This is a genomic window from Pseudomonas sp. S3E12 (genome assembly GCF_001702295.1).
In the GTDB taxonomy this organism is placed as follows: Bacteria; Pseudomonadota; Gammaproteobacteria; order Pseudomonadales; family Pseudomonadaceae; genus Aquipseudomonas; species Aquipseudomonas marginalis.
This window is the reverse complement of sequence record NZ_MBDT01000021.1, coordinates 294,103-316,423: the sequence shown is the minus strand read 5'-3', so window position 1 is coordinate 316,423 and position 22,321 is coordinate 294,103. Positions and strand designations below refer to the sequence as shown.

At 63.4% G+C, this 22,321-nt stretch carries 20 protein-coding genes; 5 read left to right on the top strand and 15 right to left on the bottom strand.

The features are described 5' to 3' along the window. Positions 1-30: 30 nt before the first annotated feature. Genes BB029_RS18055 through BB029_RS18045 form a run of 3 tightly spaced genes read right to left on the bottom strand, consistent with a single transcriptional unit; the run spans position 31 to position 4,577 of the window. Positions 31-1,443, bottom strand: a complete 1,413-nt coding sequence (locus BB029_RS18055; RefSeq protein ID WP_065940209.1) for an efflux transporter outer membrane subunit — start codon at positions 1,441-1,443, stop codon at positions 31-33. Continuing rightward, on the bottom strand, positions 1,436-3,406 hold the full coding sequence (locus BB029_RS18050; RefSeq protein ID WP_065940208.1) for a MacB family efflux pump subunit: 1,971 nt from the start codon (positions 3,404-3,406) through the stop codon (positions 1,436-1,438). The genes BB029_RS18055 and BB029_RS18050 overlap by 8 nt, the downstream gene beginning before the upstream one ends. Before the next feature lies 1 nt (position 3,407). Beyond that, the gene (locus tag BB029_RS18045) at positions 3,408-4,577 is read right to left on the bottom strand and encodes an efflux RND transporter periplasmic adaptor subunit (protein ID WP_065940207.1); all 1,170 of its coding nucleotides are present in this window, start codon (positions 4,575-4,577) and stop codon (positions 3,408-3,410) included. A gap of 346 nt (positions 4,578-4,923) precedes the next feature. Here BB029_RS18045 and BB029_RS18040 point away from each other — a divergent pair, with 346 nt between their 5' ends. The 4 genes from BB029_RS18040 to BB029_RS18025 all read left to right on the top strand — a co-directional run bounded on the left by BB029_RS18040 (position 4,924) and on the right by BB029_RS18025 (position 8,980). Beyond that, positions 4,924-5,406 carry a sigma-70 family RNA polymerase sigma factor gene (locus BB029_RS18040; RefSeq protein WP_065923789.1) on the top strand — a complete coding sequence of 161 codons (483 nt, stop codon included), beginning with the start codon at positions 4,924-4,926 and terminating at the stop codon, positions 5,404-5,406. A gap of 119 nt (positions 5,407-5,525) precedes the next feature. After that, entirely contained in the window at positions 5,526-6,863 is a 1,338-nt protein-coding gene (locus BB029_RS18035; protein WP_065940206.1) for a lysine N(6)-hydroxylase/L-ornithine N(5)-oxygenase family protein, read from the top strand. Between the two features lie 66 nt (positions 6,864-6,929). Next, entirely contained in the window at positions 6,930-8,150 is a 1,221-nt protein-coding gene (locus BB029_RS18030; protein ID WP_065940205.1) for a putative DNA modification/repair radical SAM protein, read from the top strand. Then, positions 8,147-8,980: a TIGR03915 family putative DNA repair protein gene (locus BB029_RS18025; protein WP_065940204.1), complete on the top strand. Its 834-nt coding sequence runs from the start codon at positions 8,147-8,149 to the stop codon at positions 8,978-8,980. The genes BB029_RS18030 and BB029_RS18025 overlap by 4 nt, the downstream gene beginning before the upstream one ends. Positions 8,981-9,032: 52 nt before the next feature. On the opposite strand, the gene BB029_RS18020 is transcribed toward BB029_RS18025, so the two are convergent. The 7 genes from BB029_RS18020 to ctlX all read right to left on the bottom strand — a co-directional run bounded on the left by BB029_RS18020 (position 9,033) and on the right by ctlX (position 14,940). Continuing rightward, positions 9,033-9,530, bottom strand: coding sequence for an Lrp/AsnC family transcriptional regulator (locus BB029_RS18020; protein ID WP_053138651.1), 498 nt, complete (start codon positions 9,528-9,530; stop codon positions 9,033-9,035). A gap of 5 nt (positions 9,531-9,535) precedes the next feature. Beyond that, positions 9,536-10,366 carry an ABC transporter ATP-binding protein gene (locus tag BB029_RS18015; protein WP_065940203.1) on the bottom strand — a complete coding sequence of 277 codons (831 nt, stop codon included), beginning with the start codon at positions 10,364-10,366 and terminating at the stop codon, positions 9,536-9,538. 3 nt (positions 10,367-10,369) lie between these two features. Continuing rightward, positions 10,370-11,083, bottom strand: coding sequence for an ABC transporter permease (locus BB029_RS18010; RefSeq protein ID WP_065923793.1), 714 nt, complete (start codon positions 11,081-11,083; stop codon positions 10,370-10,372). Further along, entirely contained in the window at positions 11,080-11,781 is a 702-nt protein-coding gene (locus tag BB029_RS18005) for an ABC transporter permease (RefSeq protein ID WP_065940202.1), read from the bottom strand. The genes BB029_RS18010 and BB029_RS18005 overlap by 4 nt, the downstream gene beginning before the upstream one ends. A 137-nt stretch (positions 11,782-11,918) precedes the next feature. Next, on the bottom strand, positions 11,919-12,698 hold the full coding sequence (locus tag BB029_RS18000; RefSeq protein WP_065940201.1) for an ABC transporter substrate-binding protein: 780 nt from the start codon (positions 12,696-12,698) through the stop codon (positions 11,919-11,921). Positions 12,699-12,955: 257 nt separating this feature from the next. After that, positions 12,956-14,002, bottom strand: a complete 1,047-nt coding sequence (locus BB029_RS17995; protein WP_065940200.1) for an ornithine cyclodeaminase — start codon at positions 14,000-14,002, stop codon at positions 12,956-12,958. A gap of 11 nt (positions 14,003-14,013) precedes the next feature. Beyond that, positions 14,014-14,940 carry a citrulline utilization hydrolase CtlX gene (gene ctlX, locus BB029_RS17990; RefSeq protein WP_065940199.1) on the bottom strand — a complete coding sequence of 309 codons (927 nt, stop codon included), beginning with the start codon at positions 14,938-14,940 and terminating at the stop codon, positions 14,014-14,016. Between the two features lie 287 nt (positions 14,941-15,227). Here ctlX and BB029_RS32315 point away from each other — a divergent pair, with 287 nt between their 5' ends. Then, entirely contained in the window at positions 15,228-16,121 is an 894-nt protein-coding gene (locus BB029_RS32315) for a GNAT family acetyltransferase (protein ID WP_083236443.1), read from the top strand. A 66-nt stretch (positions 16,122-16,187) separates the two neighbouring features. Here the strand turns inward: BB029_RS32315 and BB029_RS17980 are convergent, their stop codons facing one another. From BB029_RS17980 to BB029_RS17960, 5 genes are all read right to left on the bottom strand, one after another. After that, a complete protein-coding gene (locus BB029_RS17980; RefSeq protein ID WP_065940198.1) occupies positions 16,188-17,207 on the bottom strand; it encodes a branched-chain amino acid aminotransferase in 1,020 nt (339 codons plus the stop codon). Between the two features lie 103 nt (positions 17,208-17,310). Beyond that, complete coding sequence (lpdA, locus tag BB029_RS17975; protein WP_065940197.1) at positions 17,311-18,690, bottom strand: dihydrolipoyl dehydrogenase; 1,380 nt, start codon at positions 18,688-18,690, stop codon at positions 17,311-17,313. 4 nt (positions 18,691-18,694) lie between these two features. Next, complete coding sequence (locus tag BB029_RS17970) at positions 18,695-19,951, bottom strand: dihydrolipoamide acetyltransferase family protein (protein ID WP_065940196.1); 1,257 nt, start codon at positions 19,949-19,951, stop codon at positions 18,695-18,697. Next, positions 19,952-21,010: an alpha-ketoacid dehydrogenase subunit beta gene (locus BB029_RS17965; RefSeq protein ID WP_065940195.1), complete on the bottom strand. Its 1,059-nt coding sequence runs from the start codon at positions 21,008-21,010 to the stop codon at positions 19,952-19,954. It lies immediately after the preceding gene. Position 21,011: 1 nt separating this feature from the next. Further along, on the bottom strand, positions 21,012-22,247 hold the full coding sequence (locus BB029_RS17960; RefSeq protein WP_065940194.1) for a 3-methyl-2-oxobutanoate dehydrogenase (2-methylpropanoyl-transferring) subunit alpha: 1,236 nt from the start codon (positions 22,245-22,247) through the stop codon (positions 21,012-21,014). Positions 22,248-22,321 lie beyond the last annotated feature (74 nt).

The window sequence follows — 22,321 nt, the reverse complement described above, 5'->3', positions numbered from 1 at the left end:
GGATTGCGTAGGAAATAAGAGTTTCGTTTATCAGATATCAGTCTTCCAGCCGCCACCCAATGCTTTGTACAACGCAATGCTGGCCTGCAGGCGTGACAGCCGTAACTGCACATTCAAGTCTTGGGCCGCGTACAGGGTGCGCTGGGTTTCCAGTACGGTGAGCAGGTCTTCAGCGCCCGCCTGGTAGCGGCTTTCGGCGATCTGGAAGGCGGTTTGGGCCTGTTGCAGTTCTTGGGTTTGCCAGTGGCGTTGCTGGTCCAGGCGCGTGATGCTGCTGAGGGCTTTTTCCACATCGGCAAAGCCGTTGATGATCGCGCCGCGGTAGGTTTGCAACAGCTCATCCTGGCGCGCGCGGGCCTTGTCGCGCTCGGCGCTTAAACGGCCGTTGTTGAAGATCGGCCCGACCAGGCCGGCCGTCAGCGTGTAGTAGGGGCTGCGCAGGACGTCCACGGCTTTGTAGGCATCGGAGCCGAGCGTGGCGCCGAGGGTCAGGGCCGGCAGCATGGCGGCACGGGCCACGGTGACGTCCGCCTGGGCTGCCGCCAGTTCGGCCTCGGCCTTGGCAATGTCCGGGCGGCGGCTGAGCAGCTGGCTGGGCAGGCCGGCGCCGATGGTTGGCCAGGCCAGCGCCTGGAAGGGTTCGGCGCCCAGGTCCAGGGCCTGGACCGGCTGGCCGAGAAGGGCGGCCAGGGTGATCTGGGATTCTTCGGCCAGTTGTTGAATCAATGGCAGCTGGCGTTGCTGGCTGGCCACCAGGCTGTTCTGCTGGGCCAGTTCCAGGGCCGTGGCGGAGCCTGCGTCGTAACGGGTCTGCACCAGGTCGAGGACGTTACGCGCATTGGCCAGGTTCAACTCGGCGATCTGCTGGCGTTGGCGGGCGGCGAGGGTTTGCGCATAACGGTCGGCGACGTTGCTGAGCAGGGTCAGCTCCACGGTGGCCTGGTCGAACTCGCTGGCCCGCAGGCTGTGCAGGGCGCTGTCACGGGCGGCGGCGCGGCCACCCCAGAAATCCACTTCGTAGCTGGCGGTGAGGTTGGCGCCGAAATTGTTCACGTCGTCATCGCTTTGTGAGGCGTCAAGGTCCGGCCCGCCCGTGCCGTGCAACAACTTCTGGTGGCTGGCGGCAAGGTTGAACTTCACCTCGGGCAGCAGTGGCGCCCCGGCAATCACCGCCGTGGCCTGGGCCTGGCGCACGCGGGCCATGGCGGCGGCCACGTCGAAGCTGTCACGCCGGGCCTGGTCGACCAGGCGGTTCAACTGCGCGCTGCCGAACTGCGTCCACCAGCGCTGGTTGGTGGCCCGGGCGGCGTCGCGTTCGGCGAACTGCCAGGCGGCCGGCGGCGCAATAGCGCTGTCCACGCTGGGCGGGTCACCGGCGCAGGCCGTGAGCAGCAGGCACAGGCCAAGTGCGGGCAGGTACGGGGGGATGGATCGTTTATTCACTGGTCAACGCCTTAACCGGATCGAGCCGGGCAGCTTTACGGGCCGGCATGAAGCCGAATACGACGCCGGTGACCAGCGCGCAACCGAATGCGCCAAGCACCGCCACCAGGGAAAACTGCACCGCCACCTTGGCCAGCACCAGCACACCACCCACCAGCAGGGCCAGGGCAATGCCGCACAGGCCACCGACCACCGACAGCATCACCGCCTCGGTCAGGAACTGGCGCAGGATGTCGCGCTGGCGCGCGCCGGTGGCCATGCGAATGCCGATCTCGCGGGTGCGTTCGCGCACGGTCATCAGCATGATGTTCATCACGCCAATGCCGCCCACCAGCAGAGAAATCGCGGCAATCGAGCCGAGCATCAGCGACAGGGTGTTCTGGGTGCGCGCCTCGGCCTGGATCATCGCCGCGTTGTTGGTCAGCTCGTAGTCGCGCTTGCCGTTGTGCAGCTTTTGCATCAACTGGTCGATGGCCACTTCGGCCTCGTGGACCTTGCGCGCATCGGCTGCGGCAATCACCACGTATTCGGGGTTGTAGCTGCCGAACAGGCGCACGCTGGCGGCGGAGTAAGGGATGGCGATACGGTCATCACTGTCTTTGTTGCCGGAGCTGGCGCCTTTTTCCGCCAGCACGCCGATCACCTGGAATGGTACGTTTTCGATCAGGATGTATTGGCCGATGGGGTCGACCTCTCCCTTGAACAGCTTTTCCCGCACGCGATGGCCGATCACGGCCACGGTGGCGGCCGCACGCTCGTCGGCCGCCGTGAAGTAACTGCCCTCGACCACCGGCCAATTGAAAATGTCCGGGAAATTGGTGTCATTGCCGCCCACATAGGCCATGTAGTCGACGTTGCCATAGCGCACGCCGGCTTCGGTGCCGTTGACCGGCATGATGCGCTTGATCTGGGGCAGCGCCGCCAGCGCCGCGACGTCGTTGAGGGTGACGATACCCAGCGGCGTGCGCGGGTTGGGCGATGAGCCGCTGAGGTAGAGGATGTTGGAGCCGAACGCGCCCATCTGCGCCATGACCTGGCGTTTGCTGCCTTCGCCCACGGCCAGCATCACCACCACCGAGGCCACGCCGATGATGATCCCCAGCAGGGTCAGCGCGGTGCGAAAACGGTTGATCCACATCACCCGCCAGGCGGCCTGGACCGCGTCCAGCAATTCGGCTTTCCAGGCGCCATTGTGTTCGGCGCCGTCGGCCAGGCGCTGGCGCAGGTCCACGGCTTGCAGCGCGCCGCTGGTGGCCGGTAGGGGAGCGGCGCCGTCATCGGCCGAGTCACTGATGATCAGGCCATCGCGAATCTCGATGATGCGGTTGGCCCGCGCCGCGACTTCACGGTCGTGGGTGATCAGGATCACCACATGGCCCTGGCTGGCCAGTTCGTCCAGCAGGGTCATTACCTCGGCACCGCTGTGGCTGTCGAGGGCACCGGTGGGTTCATCGGCAAGGACGATGTGCCCGCCGTTCATCAGCGCCCGAGCGATCGAGACACGCTGTTGCTGGCCGCCGGACAGCTGGTGCGGACGGTTGCCGGTGCGCTCGGCCAGGCCGAGGCGCGTGAGCAGGGCGTGGGCGCGGGCATGGCGTTCGGCGGCGCTGATGCCGGCGTAGATCGCCGGCATCTCGACGTTCTCCTGGGCCGAGCCCGAGGGGATCAAATGGTAGCCCTGGAACACGAAGCCAAAGGCCTCGCGGCGCAGCCAGGCCAATTCGTCGCTGTCCAGGTGGGCGACGTTTTCCCCCGCGAACAGGTACTCGCCCAGGCTTGGGCGGTCGAGGCAACCGAGGATATTCATCAACGTGGACTTGCCGGAACCGGAAGCCCCGACGATGGCGACGAATTCCCCGGCATGGATCGACAGGTCGATGCCGCGCAACACGTCGACCTGCGGGCTGTCGCCACCGCCGTAGGATTTGCGGATGTTCTTGAGTTCGATCAGGGGCGTGGTCACCTCAACCCCCGTTGCCGTCGGCCGGGCCGATCAGCAGGTGATCGCCTTCGTGCAGGCCGTCGAGCACTTCGACCCGCAAGCGATCGCTGATGCCCAGGCGCACTTCACGTTCTTCGATGCGGCCGTTGGTGGCGACCACGCGGGCGATCTGCTTGTCGGTACTTGAGGTGCCCAGCAGCGCGGCCACCGGTGCGGTGAGGACATCCTTGACCTGGCTGGCGACGAAAAATACCTGGGCGGTCATTTCGGCCATCAACGCGTTGTCGCTGTTGTCCACGTCCAGCAGCACGGTGTACAGCACCACGCGCCCGCTGCCGCTCTTGCTGGAACTGTTGGGGCTGCCGCTGCCCTGGGTTTCATTCAGCGGCTTGGGCGGGATCGGCAGGATCTGCCGCACGGTACTGGTCCAGCGCCGGTTGCCGCCGCTGAGGGTGGTGAAGTAGGCGGTCATGCCCGGTTTGACGTGGCCGATGTCGGCTTCCGAGACTTCCGCCCACACGGTCATCGGCGACAACTTGGCGATCCGCAGGATCAGCGGCGTCTGCTGCTGGGCATTTAGGGTCTGGCCGACGCGCGCGTCCACCGCGACCACGGTGCCGGTCATCGGTGCGTAGATGCGCGTATAGCCCAGCTCCGCTTCATCGCTGCGCAGGCTGGCCTGGGCCTGGAGAATCTGCGCCTGGAACATGTCCATCCGGGCCTGGGTGGCGCTCAGTTCGGCCTTGGCGGTTTGCACGTCTTCCTCGCGGGTGGCGTTGCCGGCGGCCAGGCGCTGCTGGCGCTGGTACTTCTGGCGGGCGAGGGCGTGCTGGGCCTTTTGCTCCTGCAACTGGGCCTTGAGGTTTTCGATGGCGTAGCGGCTGGCATCGAGCTTGGCTTTTTGCGTCGAGGGGTCGATCTCCACCAGCAATTGGCCCTCCTGCACCTGGTCGCCCGCTTCAACGTGGATCTTGCGAATCTGCCCGGACGCCTGGGCGCCCACGTCGACATACCGGCGTGGTTGCAGGGTGCCCAGGGCCGTGACGCTGTTTTCGATAGTGCCGCGGGTGACGGTGACGGTGGTCAGGTTGTCACGCCCCGGCGGCAACACCTGCCAGGCGGCGACGGCGATGATGGGAATCAGGCACGCGATAGCGAGCAAGGCGCGTCGGGCAGGTCGAGGGCGTTTCATGCTTAGGTTCCAGCCGGGAAAGTTCGGAGCGCAGTTGCGCAGAGCTGACAGTTAAACGAGAGAATTGCCCGAGGATTTAGGCTGTTACATAAGTGGTTACAGGTCTTGTGGAGAAAAAAAACGGCCTGTAGGTGCAAGTCTTGTTTAAAAGTAGATGAGAATTACTATAAATTGCACCTACCCAAACTGCCATTACTGAATGGCCTGTATTTGTGTAGGAGCGAGCTTGCTCGCGAAGAGGTCAAGGACGCCGCGTTCACTCTGGTTTCCCGCGTTATCGTTGACGTACTTCGCGAGCAAGCTCGCTCCTACAGGACCTAATGCCGCCACCCGGCGGTCGGGAGTCATGTTGGAAAACTACTATCGCGAGCTGGTGTGTTTCCTCAACGCCAAGCTGGGCAACCGTCAGGTGGCCGAGGATGTGGTGCATGACGCTTATGTCCGGGTGCTGGAACGGTCCAGCGAGACGCCCATCGAACAGCCGCGTGCCTTTTTGTATCGCACCGCGCTGAACCTGGTGATCGACGGCCACCGGCGCAATGCCCTGCGCCAGGTCGAACCCCTGGAGGTACTCGACAGCGAGGAGCGCTTTGCCGCGTGTTCGCCCCATGCCACTCATGACTACGGCCAACGCCTGGCCTTGCTCGAGCGCGCCCTGGCCGAGCTGCCGGCGGCCTGCCGCGACAGCTTCCTGTTGCGCAAACTCGAGGGCTTGAGCCACCTGCAAATCGCCGAGCGCCTGGGTATTTCCCGCACCCTGGTGGAAAAACATATCGTCAACGCCATGAAGCACTGCCGGGTGCGGATGCGCGAGTGGGACGCGCACTGATCACCGATCGGTTAAATTTTTTTTCACTGTCCTCGTTTCCTATCAACACATGACCTGTTGTGCAGGTCTCGAAGGTATTCCCGCCCCACCGCCAAGGGGCTTATCCAGAGGACACTGGAATGACACAGGCAATTGCTTCGCCCGCGGTTCACGACCTGATCGGTATCGGTTTTGGCCCTTCGAACCTGGCGCTGGCCATCGCCCTGCAGGAGCGCGAAAAGGCCCAGGGCAAACTGGACGTACTGTTTCTCGACAAACAGGCCGACTATCGCTGGCACGGCAATACCCTGGTGACCCAGAGCGAATTGCAGATTTCGTTCCTCAAGGACCTGGTGACCCTGCGCAACCCCACCAGCCCGTACTCCTTCGTCAATTACCTGAAAACCCACGGCCGGCTGGTGGACTTCATCAACCTGGGCACTTTCTACCCGTGCCGCATGGAGTTCAACGATTACCTGCGCTGGGTCGCGGGGCAGTTCCAGGCCCAGGCCCGCTACGGCGAGGAAGTACTGGCCATCGAGCCGATCCTGCACCAGCAACAGGTCGAGGCATTGCGCGTGATCTCTCGCGATACCCTGGGCGAGCAGCATGTGCGCACCACCCGTTCGGTGGTGGTCAGCGCCGGCGGCACACCGCGCATTCCCGAAACCTTCAAGGCCCTCAAGGGCGACAGCCGGGTGTTCCACCATTCCCAGTACCTGGAGCGCATGGCTGCCCAGCCTTGCGTGGACGGCAAGGCGATGCGCATCGCCATCATCGGCGGTGGCCAGAGCGCGGCCGAAGCCTTTATCGACCTGAACGACAGCTTCCCATCGGTACAGGTCGACATGATCCTGCGCGGTTCGGCGCTCAAGCCCGCCGATGACAGCCCGTTCGTCAACGAAGTGTTCTCGCCGGCCTTCACCGACCTGGTGTTCCAGCAAGTCGGTGCCGAGCGCGAGCGCCTGGTCGCCGAGTACCAGAACACCAACTATTCGGTGGTCGACCTCGACCTGATCGAGCGCATCTACGGGATTTTCTACCGCCAGAAAGTCTCCGGCATCGCCCGCCAGGCCTTCCGCACCATGACCGTGGTCGAGAAGGCCACCCCCGGCCCCCTGGGCATCGAACTGGCCCTGCGCAACAACGCCAGCGGCGAAACCAGCGTCAACCATTACGACGCGGTGATCCTTGCCACTGGCTACGAGCGCGAGACCCACCGCGCATTGCTGGCGCCGCTGGAGGAGTATCTGGGTGATTTTGAAGTGGCGCGCGACTACCGCATCGTCACCGATGAGCGCTGCAAGGCCGGCATCTACATCCAGGGCTTCAGCCAGGCCAGCCATGGCTTGAGCGATACGTTGCTGTCGGTACTGCCGATTCGCGCGGATGAGATCGCGGCGTCGCTGTTTGAAAATGACCGTAGCCGTGGCAAGGGGCGTTCGGTACAGGATCTGCTCCTGGCCACCGCCAGCTGACAGGCTGCACTTGTGACACGGGGGGCTGGCTGATACTGTACAAAAAACCAGTATCGGTAAGCCTCCATGCAGTTGATCGAAAAACTCAGCATCCTCGCCGACGCCGCCAAGTACGACGCCTCCTGCGCCAGCAGCGGCGCGCCCAAGCGCAGCTCGGAAGGCAAGGCGGGGCTGGGCTCTACCGATGGCATGGGCATCTGCCACAGCTACACGCCGGACGGTCGCTGCGTGTCCTTGCTCAAGGTGTTGCTCACCAACTTCTGTCTCTACGACTGCCAATACTGCGTCAACCGCCGCTCCAGCGACGTGCCCCGTGCACGCTTCAGCCCGGAGGAGGTGGTCACCCTGACCCTGGATTTCTACAAGCGCAACTGCGTCAGCGGGCTGTTCCTCAGTTCCGGCATCATTCGTTCGGCCGACTACACCATGGAGCAATTGGTGCGGGTGGCCAAGCTGCTGCGCGAAGAGCATGACTTTCGCGGTTACATCCACCTCAAGACCATCCCCGAGGCCGACCCGGCGCTGATTGCCGAGGCCGGGCGCTACGCCGATCGCCTCAGCGTGAATATCGAACTGCCCACCGATGCCAGCCTGCAAACCCTGGCGCCGGAAAAACAGATCGTCTCGATCAAGCAGGCCATGCAGACCATCTACACCGGCGAGCAGACGGTCTTCAACGAACCCCGTGCACCGCGTTTCGCCCCGGCCGGGCAGAGTACCCAGATGATCGTCGGCGCCGACGAGACCGACGACAGCACCATCCTCCACAGTGCCGAGGCGCTGTATGGCAACTTTAAGCTGCGCCGCGTGTATTACTCGGCCTTCAGCCCCATCCCCAACAGCCCGAAAAGCGTGCCCCTGGCCGCGCCGCCATTGATGCGCGAGCATCGCTTGTACCAGGCGGATTTCCTGCTGCGCAGCTACGGCTTCAGTGCCAACGAATTGTTCGAAGGCCCCGGCCACCTGGCCCTGGACATCGACCCCAAGCTGGCCTGGGCCCTGGAGCACCGCGAGGTATTCCCCCTGGACCTGAATCGTGCCGAGCCGACCTTGATCGCCCGCATCCCGGGCATCGGCCTGCGCACGACCCAGCGCCTGGTGGACCTGCGCCGCGAACGCAAGATCCGCTTTGAAGACCTGGCCCGCATGCGCTGTGTACTGGCCAAGGCCAAGCCATTCTTCATCACCAGTGACTACCACCCGCAACAGGCGGACAGCACCAGCGTGCTGCTGCGCGAACAACTGCGCGACCGCCCGCAGCCGCAGCAGATGGGGTTGTGGGGATGATCAGCCTGGAATGCGACAACCTCTTCAGCACCTGGCGCGAACAGGCGCGCTGGCTGCTCAGCCATCAGGTCGACCCCAGCCAGGTCAGCTGGGGCGAGGTGCAGGCGGCGGACCTGTTTGCCACTGATGAGCCGATCCCCGCGGGCTTGGGGCCGTTCCAGGCGCGTATTCCCAAGGCGCTGCTGGAGCTGTTGGCGTCAGCCGCCTGTTACCACGGCGACCAGCGTTGGAGCCTGTTGTACGAAGTGCTCTGGCGCGTCAGCCATGGCGACCGCACCGCGATGCTGGCGGGGGATAAACTCGGCACTGAGCTGCAGCGGCGCATCAAGCAGGTGAGTCGCGAGGCCCATCACCTGCATGCGTTTGTGCGCTTTATCGCCTTGCCGGCAGAAGCAGGGCCCGAGTTGCCGGAGTACGTGGCCTGGCATGAACCGGCCCATGACATCCTCAAATCGGCCAGCCAGCATTTTGTCGGGCGCATGGGGCGCCATCGCTGGATGATCGCCACGCCGTTGGATGGGGTTTATTACGATGGCGAACAGTTGATTCATCAACGCCAATGCCCTGAGGCCTGGCAGCAGCTGGCGCAGAACGTCGAGGATCCCCACAGTGCGATGTGGCTGACGTACTACAGCCATATCTTCAACCCGGCGCGGTTGAACCCCAAGGTGATGGAAGGGCACTTGCCGAGTCGGTTCTGGAAGAATCTGCCGGAGGGCAGGTTGATCCCGGGGTTGATCAGCGAGGCGCGTACGGGGAAGCAGAAGGATGGGCAGGCGAAGATGATTGGCACCAAGCTCGGCAAGCGTATTTCAAGCGGGCGCGGTTAAAAATCTGGGAGGGGCAAACCCCTCCCAGATTGGATTTCCAGTGTTTGAGGATCTAGGCCAGTTCGATGGCGGTATTTTTCACCACCGCCAACTCCGGATGCGCCACCAACTTATCGATGTGCAGCTCATCATTGTTCAGCCAGATCTCCGATACCACCCGGTAGTGCTCCATGTCCCGGCAGCGCATGCGCAGGCTGTAGTCGAACGGCCCGCTTATCAACTGGCATTCGAACACCTGAGGGCAGGCCTTCATACAGGCTTCGAAGGCCTTTTGCGCCGAGCGCCCGCTCTGGTTGGACAAGGCCACCAGCACCAGCAGCGACAGCCCGGGCGAGACCATCTGCACATCGATGATCGCGCCGTACCCGCGAATTACCCCGCGTCGCTCCAGCTTGCGCACCCGCTCCAGGCAGGGCCTGGGGGTGAGGTGCACCAGTGACGAGAGCTTTTCATAGGTGATACGCCCCTGGTGGCGCAGCACTTCGATGATCGCCTCATCGATGCGATCCAGCGCAGGAGAGGTATGGGGTCCGTTGGCCTTGGTATCCATGGGTTTCACTTCAAACGGTTGGAAAGAAATTGCTGCAAGCGCTCGCTGTTGGGGTGGTCGAGGATCTCGGCGCCGCCTTGTTCCTCGACTCGGCCCTGATGCAGGAACAGCACTTGGCTGGACACCTGGCGGGCAAAGCCCATTTCGTGGGTGACCATCAGCATGGTACGACCTTCCTCAGCCAACGTCTGTATGACTTTGAGGACTTCTCCTACAAGTTCGGGGTCGAGGGCGGAGGTGGGTTCATCGAACAGAATGATTTCCGGCTCCATCGCCAGGGCCCGCGCGATGGCCACGCGCTGTTGCTGGCCGCCGGACAGGAACGCCGGGTACTGATCGGCCACGCGGCCCGGCAGGCCGACCTTGTCGAGGTACATGCGCGCGCGTTTTTCCGCTTCTGCGGCACTTACCCCCAGCACCCGGCGCGGGGCCATGGTGATGTTTTCCAGCACGGTCATGTGGCTCCACAGGTTGAAGTGCTGGAACACCATGGCCAGGCGCGTGCGCAGGTTCTGCAATTGTTCCTGGTGCGGCGCACGGGCGCCGGCGCGGCCCTGGCGCATTTCGATGCTGATGCCGTCCAGGGTGATGACGCCGGCGTCCGGCTGTTCGAGAAAGTTGATGCAGCGCAGCATGGTGCTTTTGCCCGAGCCGCTGGCGCCGATCAGGCTGATCACGTCGCCATTGCGGGCGTTGAGGGACACGCCCTTGAGCACTTCGTGTTCGCCGTAGCGTTTATGGATGCCTTCGACCTGCAGCTTGACGGCAGCAGTTGCCGCCTGGGTAACGGGTACATCGACAGGATAAGTGGCCAGGGCCTGCGCGGACTGATTCATGGGTTAGCCTCGGGTAGGAACAAGAAAACGCATCCAGCGACGTTCGGCCAGTCGGAACAGGCCCACCAGTGCAAAGGACAGCAGCATGTAGAGCAGGGCGGCGATGCCGAAGGCCTGGAACGTCAGGAACGTCTCGGCATTGGCATCGCGCGCCACCTTGAGGATGTCGGCGACGGTGGCGGTAAACGCCAGCGACGTGGCGTGCAGCATCAGGATCATTTCATTGCTGTAGGCCGGCAGCGCGCGGCGCAGTGCGGCAGGCACTACCACAAACAGGTTGAGGCGCCAGCCGTGCAGGCCATAGGCGCGGGCCGCTTCGAGTTCGCCGTGGGGAATGTTGCGGATCGCCCCGGCGAAGATTTCTACGGTGTAGGCGCAGGTATTGAGCACAAAGGCCAGCAGGGTGCAGTTGAGGGCATTGCGGAAAAACTGGTTGAGCAGGGCGTTGTCCTGCACCACCTCCAGGCTGTACAGCCCGGTGTAGCAGATCAACAGTTGGATATACAACGGCGTGCCGCGGAACAGGTAGGTGTAGACCTCCACCGGCCAGCGCAGCCAGAAGTGCTCCGACACGCGGGCCAGCGCCAGCGGGATCGAGAGGAAAAACCCCAGCACCACCGAGATAATGAACAGCCACAAGGTCATGGCAACGCCGGACAACCCGGTGCCATCGCTGAACAGGTAGGCCAGGCCGTATTGCTGGAACAGTTCGATCATCGTGCCATCCCCTTGATGCCGAGGTTATAGCGTCGTTCGAGGCGCTTGAAGATGCGGTTGGAGAGGGTGGTGATCACCAGGTACACCAGGCCTGCGAGGATCAGGAAGTACAACGGCTCGTTGGTGGTCTTGCCGGCGTTCTGCGCAGCCTTGACCAGGTCCGACAGGCCGATGATCGACACCAGCGCCGTGGACTTGAGCAGCACCAGCCAGTTATTGCCCAGGCCCGGCAGGGCAAAGCGCATCAGCTGCGGGAACAGCACCAGGTGAAAACGCTGCCAGCGGCTCAGGCCGTAGGCGGTGGCGGCTTCGAGTTGGCCGACCGGCACACTGAGGATCGCACCGCGAAAGTTCTCGGTGAAATACGCGCCGTAGATAAACCCCAGGGTGATGACCCCGGCGGTAAACGGGTCGATTTCAAAGTAGTCCCAGCCGAACACGTCGCTTAGGTCGTTGAGCCACAGTTGCAGGCTGTAGAAAATCAGCAGGATCAGCACCAGGTCCGGCACGCTGCGGATCAGCGTGGTGTACAGCGTGGCCGGCACCCGCAGCCATTGGGCGCTGGACAGTTTGGCGCCGGCGGCGATCAGGCCCATGGCGAGGCTCAGGGCCAGCGCCAGGAGCGCCAGCTTGACCGTCATCCAGGCACCCTGGGCGAGCATCGGGCCGTAGCCTTGCAGGTTGAGGAGTTCGTTCATGGGGAAATCTCTAAAGGGCGCAGACATACCCCAGCGGGAGGGGGCTTGCTCCCGATGAGGGCGTGCCAGTCGACACCTGTATTGACTGACCCATCGCTATCGGGAGCAAGCCCCTTCCCACAAGGGATTGTGTTGGCTTATTCGTTGTAGATGTCTTGATCGCCGAAGTATTTCTTCTGGATCTGTGCGTAGGTGCCATCGGCCTGGACGGCGGCGATGCCTTTGTTGATGAGCGCACGCAAGTCCTGGTCGTTCTTGCGCAGGCCCACGGCGATGTCCAGGGGCAGGGTCGGGTCCTTGAAGGCCGGGCCGGTCTTGAAGTCGGCGCCTTCAGGCTTGGACAGGAAGTTGAGCTGGGCTTCGAGCTTGTCGGTCAGGGTAGCGTCGAGACGGCCGTTCTGCAGGTCGGCGTAGTTCTGCTCCTGGGACTGGTACGCCTTGATCTGCGCGCCCAGTTTGGCCAGGTGCGCGCGGGCATAGGCTTCCTGCAAAGAACCTTGCAGCACGCCGACCTGTTTGCCTTTCAACGATTCCGGGGTGTCGCCGAAGTCGGCGTTTTTGCGCGTGATCACCGACGTGGGGCTGAGGAACAGGCGGTCGGTGAAGTCGATGACTCGCGCGCGCGCCGGGGTCACGGCCATGGACGACATGATCGCGTCGAACTTGCGCGCGCGCAGGGCCGGGATCATGCCGTCGAATTCGTTGTGCACCCAGGTGCATTTGACCTCGAGCTTGGCGCAGATGGCATTGCCCAACTCGATATCGAAGCCTTGCAGGCTACCGTCGGCGGCCACGGATTCAAACGGGGGGTACTCGGGGAATACGCCGAAGCGGATTTCTTTCCAATCCTGGGCGTGGGCGGCGCCGGCGCACAGTGGCAACAGCAATGCAGCGAAGAGTGATCGCAGTGGAGTCATGTGTCGGTCCCTATATTTTGTAATTGATGTCAGGGCAGTAGAAAGGGTGCAGCGTGCATGCATTCGGTGACTCTTTGGTCGGGCTCAGAATGCTTCATGATGGTGCGTTTTTTGTGTCGTTTACCCGGTGCTCAAAGCGCAAATTGCGCTGTTAAAACACGCAATGCAGCGGAATCGGCTGTGGCACCCGCTGAATCGGCTTTTCAGCCCTGGAAATCCGGCCTGCCCTTGGCGCAAAGGGGCAGGCCAGAGCGGTCTCAGGCGCGCTTTTTGTGCTGTGCACGAGGCTGTTGGGCCAGGCGTGCGAACAGGTCTTTCGGGTCGGCCAGGTCCGGCACCAGTTCCAGCTCGCTGCCGATATCCAGGGCCTTGGCCACGTCCAGCACATAGCGCAGGGCCGAGTAGTCTTCGATGGCAAAGCCTACCGAGTCGAACAGGGTGACCTGGCGCTCATGCTCGCGGCCGGCGACCTGGCCGTTGATGACCTGCCACAACTCGGTCACCGGCGAGTCTTCCGGCATGTGCTGGATTTCACCTTCGATGCGGCTTTGCGGTTCGTACTCGACGATCACACGGGCGCGCTCGACGATGCGGCGGTCCAGTTCGGTCTTGCCCGGGCAGTCGCCGCCCACGGCGTTGAGGTGCATGCCGGGCTCGATCATGTCGTCGGTGAGGATGGTTGCGTAGGCCTTGTCGGCGGTGACGGTGGTGACGATGTCTGCGCCCTTGACCGCTTCGGCCACGCTGCCGGCCAGGATCACCTTGATTGCCGGGAACGCCTTGAGGTTGGCTGCCAGCTTGGCGGTGGCCTTGGCGTCGATGTCGAACAGGCGAATCTCGTTGATGCCGAGCATGGCGTGGAAGGCCAGGGCCTGGAATTCGCTCTGGGAGCCGTTGCCGATCAACGCCATGCTGCGGCTGTTGGCGCGGGCCAGGTAGCGGGCCACCAGGGCCGACGTGGCGGCGGTACGAATGGCAGTGGTCAGGGTCATTTCCGCCAGCAGCACCGGTTTGCCGGTGTCGACGTCACCGAGGGCACCAAAGGCCATCACGGTGAGCATGCCTGCCAAGGTGTTCTTCGGGTGGCCGTTGACGTACTTGAAGGCGTACAGCGAGGCGTCGGACACCGGCATCAACTCGATCACGCCATCCGGCGAGTGGTTGGCCAGGCGTGCGCATTTTTCAAAATCCTGCCAGCGCAGGTAGTCGGCGCGGATGTACTCGGCCATCTCGGTGATGCAGGTGTGCAGGCCCTTTTGCGAAACCAGATAGCTGAGGTCGTTGACGTCGATATAGCGGGTCATGGCAAGACTCCTTATTGAAATGAGGGACGGGCGGGCAGATGCACTTCTGCCAGCATGCAGCGGGCACTGCCGCCGCCGATGCGTTCGATGTTGTCGATGTTCACCACCACCGGCCGGGTGTGGCGCTCCACATGCCGGCGCTGCGCCGGTTGCAGCGCGCCCCAGGCACTGGCAGACATCACCAGCAGCGGCTGGCCGTCGCGGTCGTGGACTTCGAGCATGTTGCCGGCGAAGGCTTCGAGCTGGTCGAAGTCGAGGCCGAGGACGTCTTTACCTGTGTCACGCAGCGAGCGTTCCAGGACCTGGCGTTCGTCGGCGTCGGGCAGCGCTTGCAGGCACACCACCGAGAGGTCGCGGCCGACGCTCATCATCACGTTGCTGTGGTAGATCGGTGCGTGGTGGCGGTCGACGGCGTGGAACACGCAGAGCCGGTAGTCGAGGCGTTCGGCAAACTGGCGCAACGCGTCGTGGTGGGTGCGCCCGGAGTGGCAGGCGTAGCTGATGCGGTGCTGGCGGTCGAGGACCATGCTGCCGGTGCCTTCGAGGAAAATGTTCTGTTGTTCGAGGTGGCTGAGGTCGATGGTGTCCTTGATCGCAAAGCGCTGCTCCAGCACTTGCAGCACGCCTTTGTTGCGCTCCAGTCGTCGGTTCTGGCCTTCCATCGGGTACAGCACCAGGCTGCCGTCGGCGTGGCTGCTCCACCAGTTGTTGGGGAAGATCGAGTCGGGTGTGTGGGGCGCCGGAGTGTCTTGCACCACCAGCACTTCCACGCCGTGCCGGCGCAGGGTGTCGACATAGCCGTCGAACTCTTCCAGCGCTTTCTGCTGTGCACTGAGCGGGTCGAGGGGCGGGCGTTGGAAACGGTTGTTGATCGCGGTATCCGGGTTGAAGGCAAAGCGCGCCGGGCGAATCATCAGGACGGTATTGGTGGTTTGCATGGGGGCACGAATCCATGGGGTTGAGCAGTGGGGCTATTTTGTTCGCTGTGGCAGGGGAATCCCGGCTGAAACCAAGGGGCGGCCCAGCCGGGAAAGCTGAAAAGGGGGGTGAGGCCGCCGAATCGGCTGTTGGAGCTGGAGCGCGGTCAAAATGTGAGAGGGGGCTTGCCCCCGATTGCGGTATATCAGTCACTCAATCCATCAACTGGCACACCGCCATCGGGAGCAAGCCCCCTCCCACATTGGTACAGTGGCGACTGTATTCGCGCCGTCAGCCAGGAGGAATCATGTCTACCGTCGTACGTCTTGCCCAATCCGAGGATGCCGAAGGGATCAGCCAGGTCATCCTGGCGGCCTTGCACAGCAGCAATGCGCGGGACTATCCGGCGGATGTGATTGCCCGGGTGGCCAGCAACTTCACCCCGGACGCGGTGCTCGACCTGCTCAAGCGCCGTGTGGTGCTGGTGGCGGTCCAGGACCGGGTGATCGTCGCCACGGCGGCCCTGGATGCCAATGTGGTGCGCTCGGTGTTCGTCAATCCGGCGCTGCAAGGGCAGGGCATTGGCCGGTTGCTGATGATTGAAATCGAACTGCGCGCGCGGGAAGCGGGCGTGACGACGCTGAGTGTGCCGTCTTCGCTGACCGCCGAGCCGTTCTACACCAAGCTGGGTTTTCACACGGTACGCGACGTCTACCACGGCAATGAGCGCACGTTGGTGATGGAAAAGGCGCTGTTGTCGCGCCATCCCATCGGGCCGTACCGTGACCGCCAGCACCGTGGGCAAGTGGTGGCGTTATGGCAGGAGGCGTTTGGGTATGACACGGCGCATAACCTGCCGACCCTGGCGATCGATAAGAAACTGGCGGTCAATGACGGGCTGTTTTTTGTGGCGACGGACAAAAAGACTGTCATCGGAACGGTGCTTGCCGGCTACGACGGTCATCGCGGCTGGTTGTACTCGGTGGCCGTGCACCCTGGCTATCGGCGTCATGGCCTCGGTTCCTCGCTGGTGCGGCATGCGGAACAGGCCCTGACGGCCCTGGGCTGCATGAAGATCAACCTGCAGATCACCGCTGGCAATGAGGCGGTGGTGGGGTTCTATGAGGCGCTGGGGTATGGGGTGGAGCCGAGGATCAGCATGGGCAAGAAGATTGCCGAGAATATCCCGAAGGATTCTTGAATACACCGGAGAGCAAATGTGGGAGGGGGCTTGCCCCCTCCCACAGGGTTTTGCGGTGTTACTGGCTTAGACTTTTACGATCCAACCCGCTGGCGCTTCGACGTCGCCGGTCTGCACGCCGGTCAGCTCTTTGTAGAGCTTCTGGGTGATCGGGCCGACTTCGGTCTCGCTGTGGAACACATGCAACTGGCCGTTGTACTGGATACCGCCGATCGGCGAGATTACCGCGGCAGTGCCGCAGGCACCGGCTTCCTTGAACTGATCCAGCTTGTCGATGAATACCTCGCCTTCGACCACTTCCAGGCCCAGGCGGGTCTGGGCCAGTTCGATCAGCGACAGGCGGGTGATGCCTGGCAGCACCGAAGGTGACTTCGGTGTGATGAACTGGTTGTCGTGGGTGATCCCGAAGAAGTTGGCCGAGCCGACTTCTTCGATTTTCGAGTGGGTCATCGGGTCCAGGTAGATCGCATCGGCGAAACCGGATTTCTTTGCTTCCGAGCCCGGCATCAGGCTGGCGGCGTAGTTGCCACCGACCTTGGCGGCACCGGTGCCCTGTGGCGCGGCGCGGTCGAAGGTGGAGATCTGGAAGTTGTGCGGCACCAGGCCGCCCTTGAAGTAGGCGCCGACCGGGATGCAAAACACCGAGAAGATGAACTCCGGCGCGGTGCGCACGCCGATGTTGTCACCGGTGCCGATCACGAACGGGCGCAGGTACAGCGCGCCGCCGCTGCCGTACGGCGGGATGAACCGCTCGTTGGCCTTGACCACTTGCTTGCACGCGTCGATGAACGCGTCGGTCGGGACGTGGGGCATCAGCAGGCGGGCGCAGCTGCGCTGCATGCGCGCGGCGTTCTGGTCCGGGCGGAACAGGTTGATCGAGCCGTCCTTGCAGCGGTAGGCCTTGAGGCCTTCGAAGCACTGTTGGCCGTAGTGCAGGGCGGTAGAGCCCTCGCTGATGTGCAGCACGTTGTCGTCGGTCAGGGTGCCGGTTTGCCATTCGCCGTTTTTCCAGACTTGGAGAAACCGCTTGTCGGTCTTGATGTAGTCAAAACCCAGCTTGTCCCAATTGATGCTTTCGTTACCCATGACACCCTCTATCTTTGGTCAAGTCGGTTTTTTTCTGAATGGGCGCAACAATACTTCATTCCCGGGCCCGTTCGCATCCCCTGTAGCGCCCTCGCCACAAACGCTATAGGTGCAAGGCGTGGCCCAGGGCCCGCAGCGCAGCTTCCTGCACCGCCTCGCCAAGCGTCGGATGGGCGTGGATGGTGCCGGCCACGTCTTCCAGGCGTGCGCCCATTTCCAGGCTCAGGCCGAAGGCGGTGGACAGCTCGGACACGCCGGCGCCGACTGCTTGCCAGCCGACAATCAGGTGATTGTCCCGTCGCGCCACCACCCGCACGAAGCCGGTTTTCGACTCCAGGGTCATCGCGCGGCCGTTGGCGGCGAACGGGAAACTCGACACGATGCAGTCCAGGCCGGCGGCCTTGGCGTCGTCGGGCGTCTTGCCGACCACCACCAGTTCCGGGTCGGTAAAGCACACCGCCGGGATCGCTGCCGGGTTGAATTCGCGGTGTCGGCCGCTGATCAGTTCGGCGACCATTTCGCCCTGGGCCATGGCGCGATGCGCCAGCATCGGCTCGCCGCTCAGGTCGCCGATGGCATACACGTTGCGCATGCTGGTCTGGCAGCGGCTGTCGATCCTGATCGCCGCGCCGTTCATCTCCAGGTTCAGCGCCTCAAGGTTCCAACCCTGGGTGTTGGGTTTGCGACCAACGGCAACCAGCACCTGATCGGTTGTCAGCGACAGGATGTCGCCATTCGGGTCGCGTACTTGCAGGCTGCCATCGGCAAAACCCGTGACGCTGTGCTTGAGGTACAGCTTCACGCCCAATTGCTTGAGGGATTCGTGCACCGGCTGCGTCAGCTCGGCGTCGTAGGCCGGCAGGATGCGGTCCTGGGCCTCGACCACACTCACGTCGGCGCCGAGCTTGCGATACGCAATCCCCAGCTCCAGACCGATGTAGCCGCCGCCCACCACAATCAAGCGCTTGGGCACGCGGGTCGGCGCCAGGGCTTCGGTGGACGAGATGATCGGCCCGCCAATTGGCAGCATCGGCAGGTTGACGCTTGTCGAACCGGTGGCCAGCAGCAGGTGTTCGCACTGGATGCGCTGGTCGCCGACGTCGACGGTCTTGCCGTCTACCACTTTGGCCCAGCCATGGATCACCTGCACTTTGTGCTTTTTAAGCAGTGCGGCGACACCCGTGGTCAGGCGGTCGACGATGCCGTCTTTCCATTCCACGCTTTTGCGGATGTCCAGGGTCGGCACATCCACCTCGATTCCCAACCGGGAACCCTGGCTGTGGTGCACGGTTTGCTGGAACTGCTCGGCCACATGAATCAAGGCCTTGGACGGAATGCAGCCGATGTTCAGGCAGGTGCCGCCCAACGCCTGGCCTTCCACCAGGATCGTCGGGATGCCCAGCTGGCCGGCACGAATGGCAGCCACATAACCGCCAGGGCCGCCGCCGATAATCAGCAGCGTGGTATGCAATGTCTGGGTCATGCCCTTACTCCAGGAACAGGCTGGCGGGTTGTTCGAGCAGGCCGCGAATGGCCTGGATGAATTGCGCCGCGTCCATGCCATCGACCACGCGGTGATCGAAGGAACTGGAGAGGTTCATCATCTTGCGGATCACGATCTGGCCCTTGATCACCATCGGCCGCTCGACGATACGGTTGACGCCGACGATGGCCACCTCCGGCAGGTTCAGCACCGGGGTGCTGACGATACCGCCCAGGGCGCCCAGGCTGGTCAGGGTAATGCTCGAACCGGACAGCTCATCGCGGCTGGCCTTGCCATTGCGTGCAGCAGTGGCCAAGCGCGCGATTTCCTCGGCGTTGCCCCACAGGCTGCGGGCTTCGGCGTGACGCACCACCGGCACCATCAGGCCCACGTCGCTCTGGGTGGCGACGCCCACATGCACTGCGCCGAGGCGGGTGATGACCTGGGCTTCGTCGTCGTAGCGCGCGTTGATCTGCGGGAACTCCCGTAGCGCCACGACCATGGCGCGCACGATAAATGGCAGCAACGTCAGCTTGCCGCGCGTGGCGCTGTGCTTGTCGTTGAGGTGCACGCGCAGCTCGTCGAGGGCGGTGACGTCGATCTCTTCCACATAGCTGAAATGCGCGGCACGCCGAGTGGCGTCCTGCATGCGCTGGGCGATCTTGCGGCGCATGCCGATCACCGGGATCTGTTCTTCGTCGTTGCGCTCGGCGTAAGGGTTGGCTGCCGTCGAAGCTTTTGACGCGCCTTGTTGCAGGTAGGCGTCGAGGTCTTCATGCAGGATCCGCCCGGCGGGGCCGGAGCCCTGGACCAGGCGCAGTTGGATACCGGCATCCAGCGCGTGCTTGCGTACAGCGGGGGAGGCCAGGGGGCGTTCGTCGGCTTCGCGAGTCACGGGGGCCTGTGCGGTCACGACGGGCGCGGGCTTGCTCTCAACCACCGGTGCCGGTTTGGCCTCGACGACGGGCGCAGCCTTGGGCGCTTCTTTCGCCACCGGCACGTCTTTGGCGTTACCCGCACCTTCCACTTCAATGCTGATCAGAATACTGCCCACCGCCATGACTTCACCCGGCTCGCCGCCGAGGGCAATCACCTTGCCGTGGACCGGCGAGGGAATGTCCACCATCGCTTTGTCGGTCATCACATCCGCCAGCACCTGGTCTTCGACGACCATGTCGCCGACCTTCACATGCCAGACCGACAGTTCAACTTCCGCGATGCCTTCGCCAATGTCCGGCATCTTGATAACGTGCGTGCCCATTCAGACCTCCATGACCCGTTTCAACGCCGCGCCCACTCGAGACGGGCCTGGGAAATACGCCCACTCCTGCGCGTGCGGGTAGGGAGTGTCCCAACCGGTGACGCGTTCGATCGGCGCTTCCAGGTGGTGGAAGCAATGCTCCTGCACCAGCGCCACCAGCTCGGCGCCAAAGCCGCAGGTGCGGGTGGCTTCATGCACCACCACGCAACGGCCGGTCTTCTTCACGGATTTGACGATGGTGTCCAGGTCCAGCGGCCACAGGCTGCGCAGGTCGATGACTTCGGCGTCGATGCTGGTTTCTTCGGCGGCGACCTGCGAGACATACACGGTGGTGCCGTAGGTCAGCACAGTGACGGCCGAGCCCGGACGCACGATGGCGGCCACGTCCAGCGGCACGGTGTAGTAACCGTCCGGCACTTGCGCTTGCGGGTGTTTCGACCACGGTGTTACCGGGCGGTCGTGGTGGCCGTCGAACGGGCCGTTGTACAGGCGTTTGGGCTCAAGGAAGATCACCGGATCGTCGTTTTCGATCGAGGCGATCAGCAGGCCCTTGGCGTCATAGGGGTTGGACGGCATCACCGTACGCAGGCCGCAGACCTGGGTGAACACCGCTTCGATGCTCTGGCTGTGGGTCTGGCCGCCGTAGATGCCGCCGCCGCAGGGCATGCGCATGGTCAAGGGCGCGGTGAACTGGCCGGCCGAGCGATAACGCAGGCGCGCCGCTTCGGAGATGATCTGGTCGGTGGCGGGGTAAACGTAGTCGGCGAACTGGATCTCGGCCACCGGGCGCAGGCCGTAGGCACCCATGCCCACCGCCACGCCGATAATGCCGCTTTCGGAGATCGGTGCGTCGAACACCCGCGAGCTGCCGTACTTGGTCTGCAAGCCTTCGGTGCAGCGGAACACGCCGCCGAAATAGCCGACGTCCTGGCCGAACACCACCACGTTGTCGTCACGTTCAAGCATCACATCCATGGCCGAGCGCAGGGCCTGGATCATGGTCATGGTGGTGGTGGTCATGGCGGTTTCCAATTCGATGCTGTTGTTGTGATCGTTCATGTCAGATCCCCAACTCTTGACGCTGGCGCTTCAAGTGCTCCGGCATCTCTTTATAGACGTCTTCGAACATGGTCGCGGCGCTTGGGATCTGGCCACCGGCCAGGGTGCCGTACTGTTCGGCCTGTTTCTGCGCGGCGATCACCTCGGCTTCCAGTTCGGCACTGACCGCCGCGTGCTCCTCTTCGGACCACTGGCCAATCCTGATCAGGTGCTGCTTGAGGCGGGCAATCGGGTCGCCCAGCGGGAAGTGGCTCCAGTCGTCGGCGGGGCGGTATTTGGACGGATCGTCCGAGGTGGAGTGCGGGCCGGCGCGGTAGGTGACCCATTCGATCAGGCTCGGCCCGAGGTTGCGGCGCGCACGCTCGGCGGCCCAGGCGGAGGCAGCGTACACCGCGATAAAGTCGTTGCCGTCCACGCGCAGGGAGGCGATGCCGCAGCCGACGCCGCGTCCGGCGAAGGTGGTGGCTTCACCACCGGCGATGGCCTGGAAGGTGGAGATGGCCCACTGGTTGTTGACCACGTTGAGAATCACCGGGGCGCGGTACACGTGTGCGAAGGTGAGGGCGGTGTGAAAGTCGGATTCGGCGGTGGCGCCGTCACCGATCCAGGCCGAGGCGATCTTGGTATCGCCCTTGATCGCCGAGGCCATGCCCCAGCCCACACCCTGTACGAATTGGGTGGCGAGGTTGCCGGAAATGGTGAAGAAGCCTGCGTCTTTTACCGAGTACATGATCGGCAACTGGCGGCCCTTGAGCGGGTCGCGCTCGTTGGACAGCAACTGGCAGATCAGGTCCACCAGCGGCACGTCGCGGGCCATCAGGATGCTTTGCTGGCGGTAGGTGGGGAAGCACATGTCGTCGATGTTCAAGGCCAGGGCCTGGGCGCTGCCAATGGCTTCTTCGCCAAGGCTCTGCATGTAGAACGACATTTTTTTCTGACGCTGGGCGACCACCATGCGGTTGTCGAAGATCCGCGTCTTGAGCATGGCACGCATGCCTTTGCGCAGGACTTCAACGGGAACCCCTTCGGCCCATGGCCCCAAGGCCTGGCCCTGGTCGTCGAGCACGCGGATCAGGCCCTTGGCCAGGTCGGCGGTGTCGGCGGGTTCTACGTCGATGGCGGGTTTGCGCACCAGGCCTGCGTCGGTCAGGCGCAGGTAGGTAAAGTCGGTCTTGCAGCCTGGGCGGCCCGAGGGTTCGGGCACGTGCAGGCGAAGGGGTTCGTACTGCTGGGTCATGGCTTTCTACGCTCTATCTTGTGAATTTCTTGTAGTGGGCGCGCTAGCTGACAGTCAGTCTCCGGGTAAGAGAA

What these genes read in the sequence shown, in the direction of transcription:
- BB029_RS18040 (WP_065923789.1), top strand. Translation starts at nt 4,924, where the DNA reads ATGTTGGAAAACTACTATCGCGAGCTGGTGTGTTTCCTCAACGCCAAG.
- BB029_RS18035 (WP_065940206.1), top strand. Translation starts at nt 5,526, where the DNA reads ATGACACAGGCAATTGCTTCGCCCGCGGTTCACGACCTGATCGGTATC.
- BB029_RS18000 (WP_065940201.1), bottom strand. Translation starts at nt 12,698, where the DNA reads ATGACTCCACTGCGATCACTCTTCGCTGCATTGCTGTTGCCACTGTGC.
- ctlX (WP_065940199.1), bottom strand. Translation starts at nt 14,940, where the DNA reads ATGCAAACCACCAATACCGTCCTGATGATTCGCCCGGCGCGCTTTGCC.
- BB029_RS17995 (WP_065940200.1), bottom strand. Translation starts at nt 14,002, where the DNA reads ATGACCCGCTATATCGACGTCAACGACCTCAGCTATCTGGTTTCGCAA.
- lpdA (WP_065940197.1), bottom strand. Translation starts at nt 18,690, where the DNA reads ATGACCCAGACATTGCATACCACGCTGCTGATTATCGGCGGCGGCCCT.
- BB029_RS18010 (WP_065923793.1), bottom strand. Translation starts at nt 11,083, where the DNA reads ATGATCGAACTGTTCCAGCAATACGGCCTGGCCTACCTGTTCAGCGAT.
- BB029_RS18030 (WP_065940205.1), top strand. Translation starts at nt 6,930, where the DNA reads ATGCAGTTGATCGAAAAACTCAGCATCCTCGCCGACGCCGCCAAGTAC.
- BB029_RS18020 (WP_053138651.1), bottom strand. Translation starts at nt 9,530, where the DNA reads ATGGATACCAAGGCCAACGGACCCCATACCTCTCCTGCGCTGGATCGC.
- BB029_RS18005 (WP_065940202.1), bottom strand. Translation starts at nt 11,781, where the DNA reads ATGAACGAACTCCTCAACCTGCAAGGCTACGGCCCGATGCTCGCCCAG.
- BB029_RS17960 (WP_065940194.1), bottom strand. Translation starts at nt 22,247, where the DNA reads ATGACCCAGCAGTACGAACCCCTTCGCCTGCACGTGCCCGAACCCTCG.
- BB029_RS17965 (WP_065940195.1), bottom strand. Translation starts at nt 21,010, where the DNA reads ATGAACGATCACAACAACAGCATCGAATTGGAAACCGCCATGACCACC.
- BB029_RS17980 (WP_065940198.1), bottom strand. Translation starts at nt 17,207, where the DNA reads ATGGGTAACGAAAGCATCAATTGGGACAAGCTGGGTTTTGACTACATC.
- BB029_RS18025 (WP_065940204.1), top strand. Translation starts at nt 8,147, where the DNA reads ATGATCAGCCTGGAATGCGACAACCTCTTCAGCACCTGGCGCGAACAG.
- BB029_RS32315 (WP_083236443.1), top strand. Translation starts at nt 15,228, where the DNA reads ATGTCTACCGTCGTACGTCTTGCCCAATCCGAGGATGCCGAAGGGATC.
- BB029_RS18015 (WP_065940203.1), bottom strand. Translation starts at nt 10,366, where the DNA reads ATGAATCAGTCCGCGCAGGCCCTGGCCACTTATCCTGTCGATGTACCC.
- BB029_RS17970 (WP_065940196.1), bottom strand. Translation starts at nt 19,951, where the DNA reads ATGGGCACGCACGTTATCAAGATGCCGGACATTGGCGAAGGCATCGCG.
- BB029_RS18045 (WP_065940207.1), bottom strand. Translation starts at nt 4,577, where the DNA reads ATGAAACGCCCTCGACCTGCCCGACGCGCCTTGCTCGCTATCGCGTGC.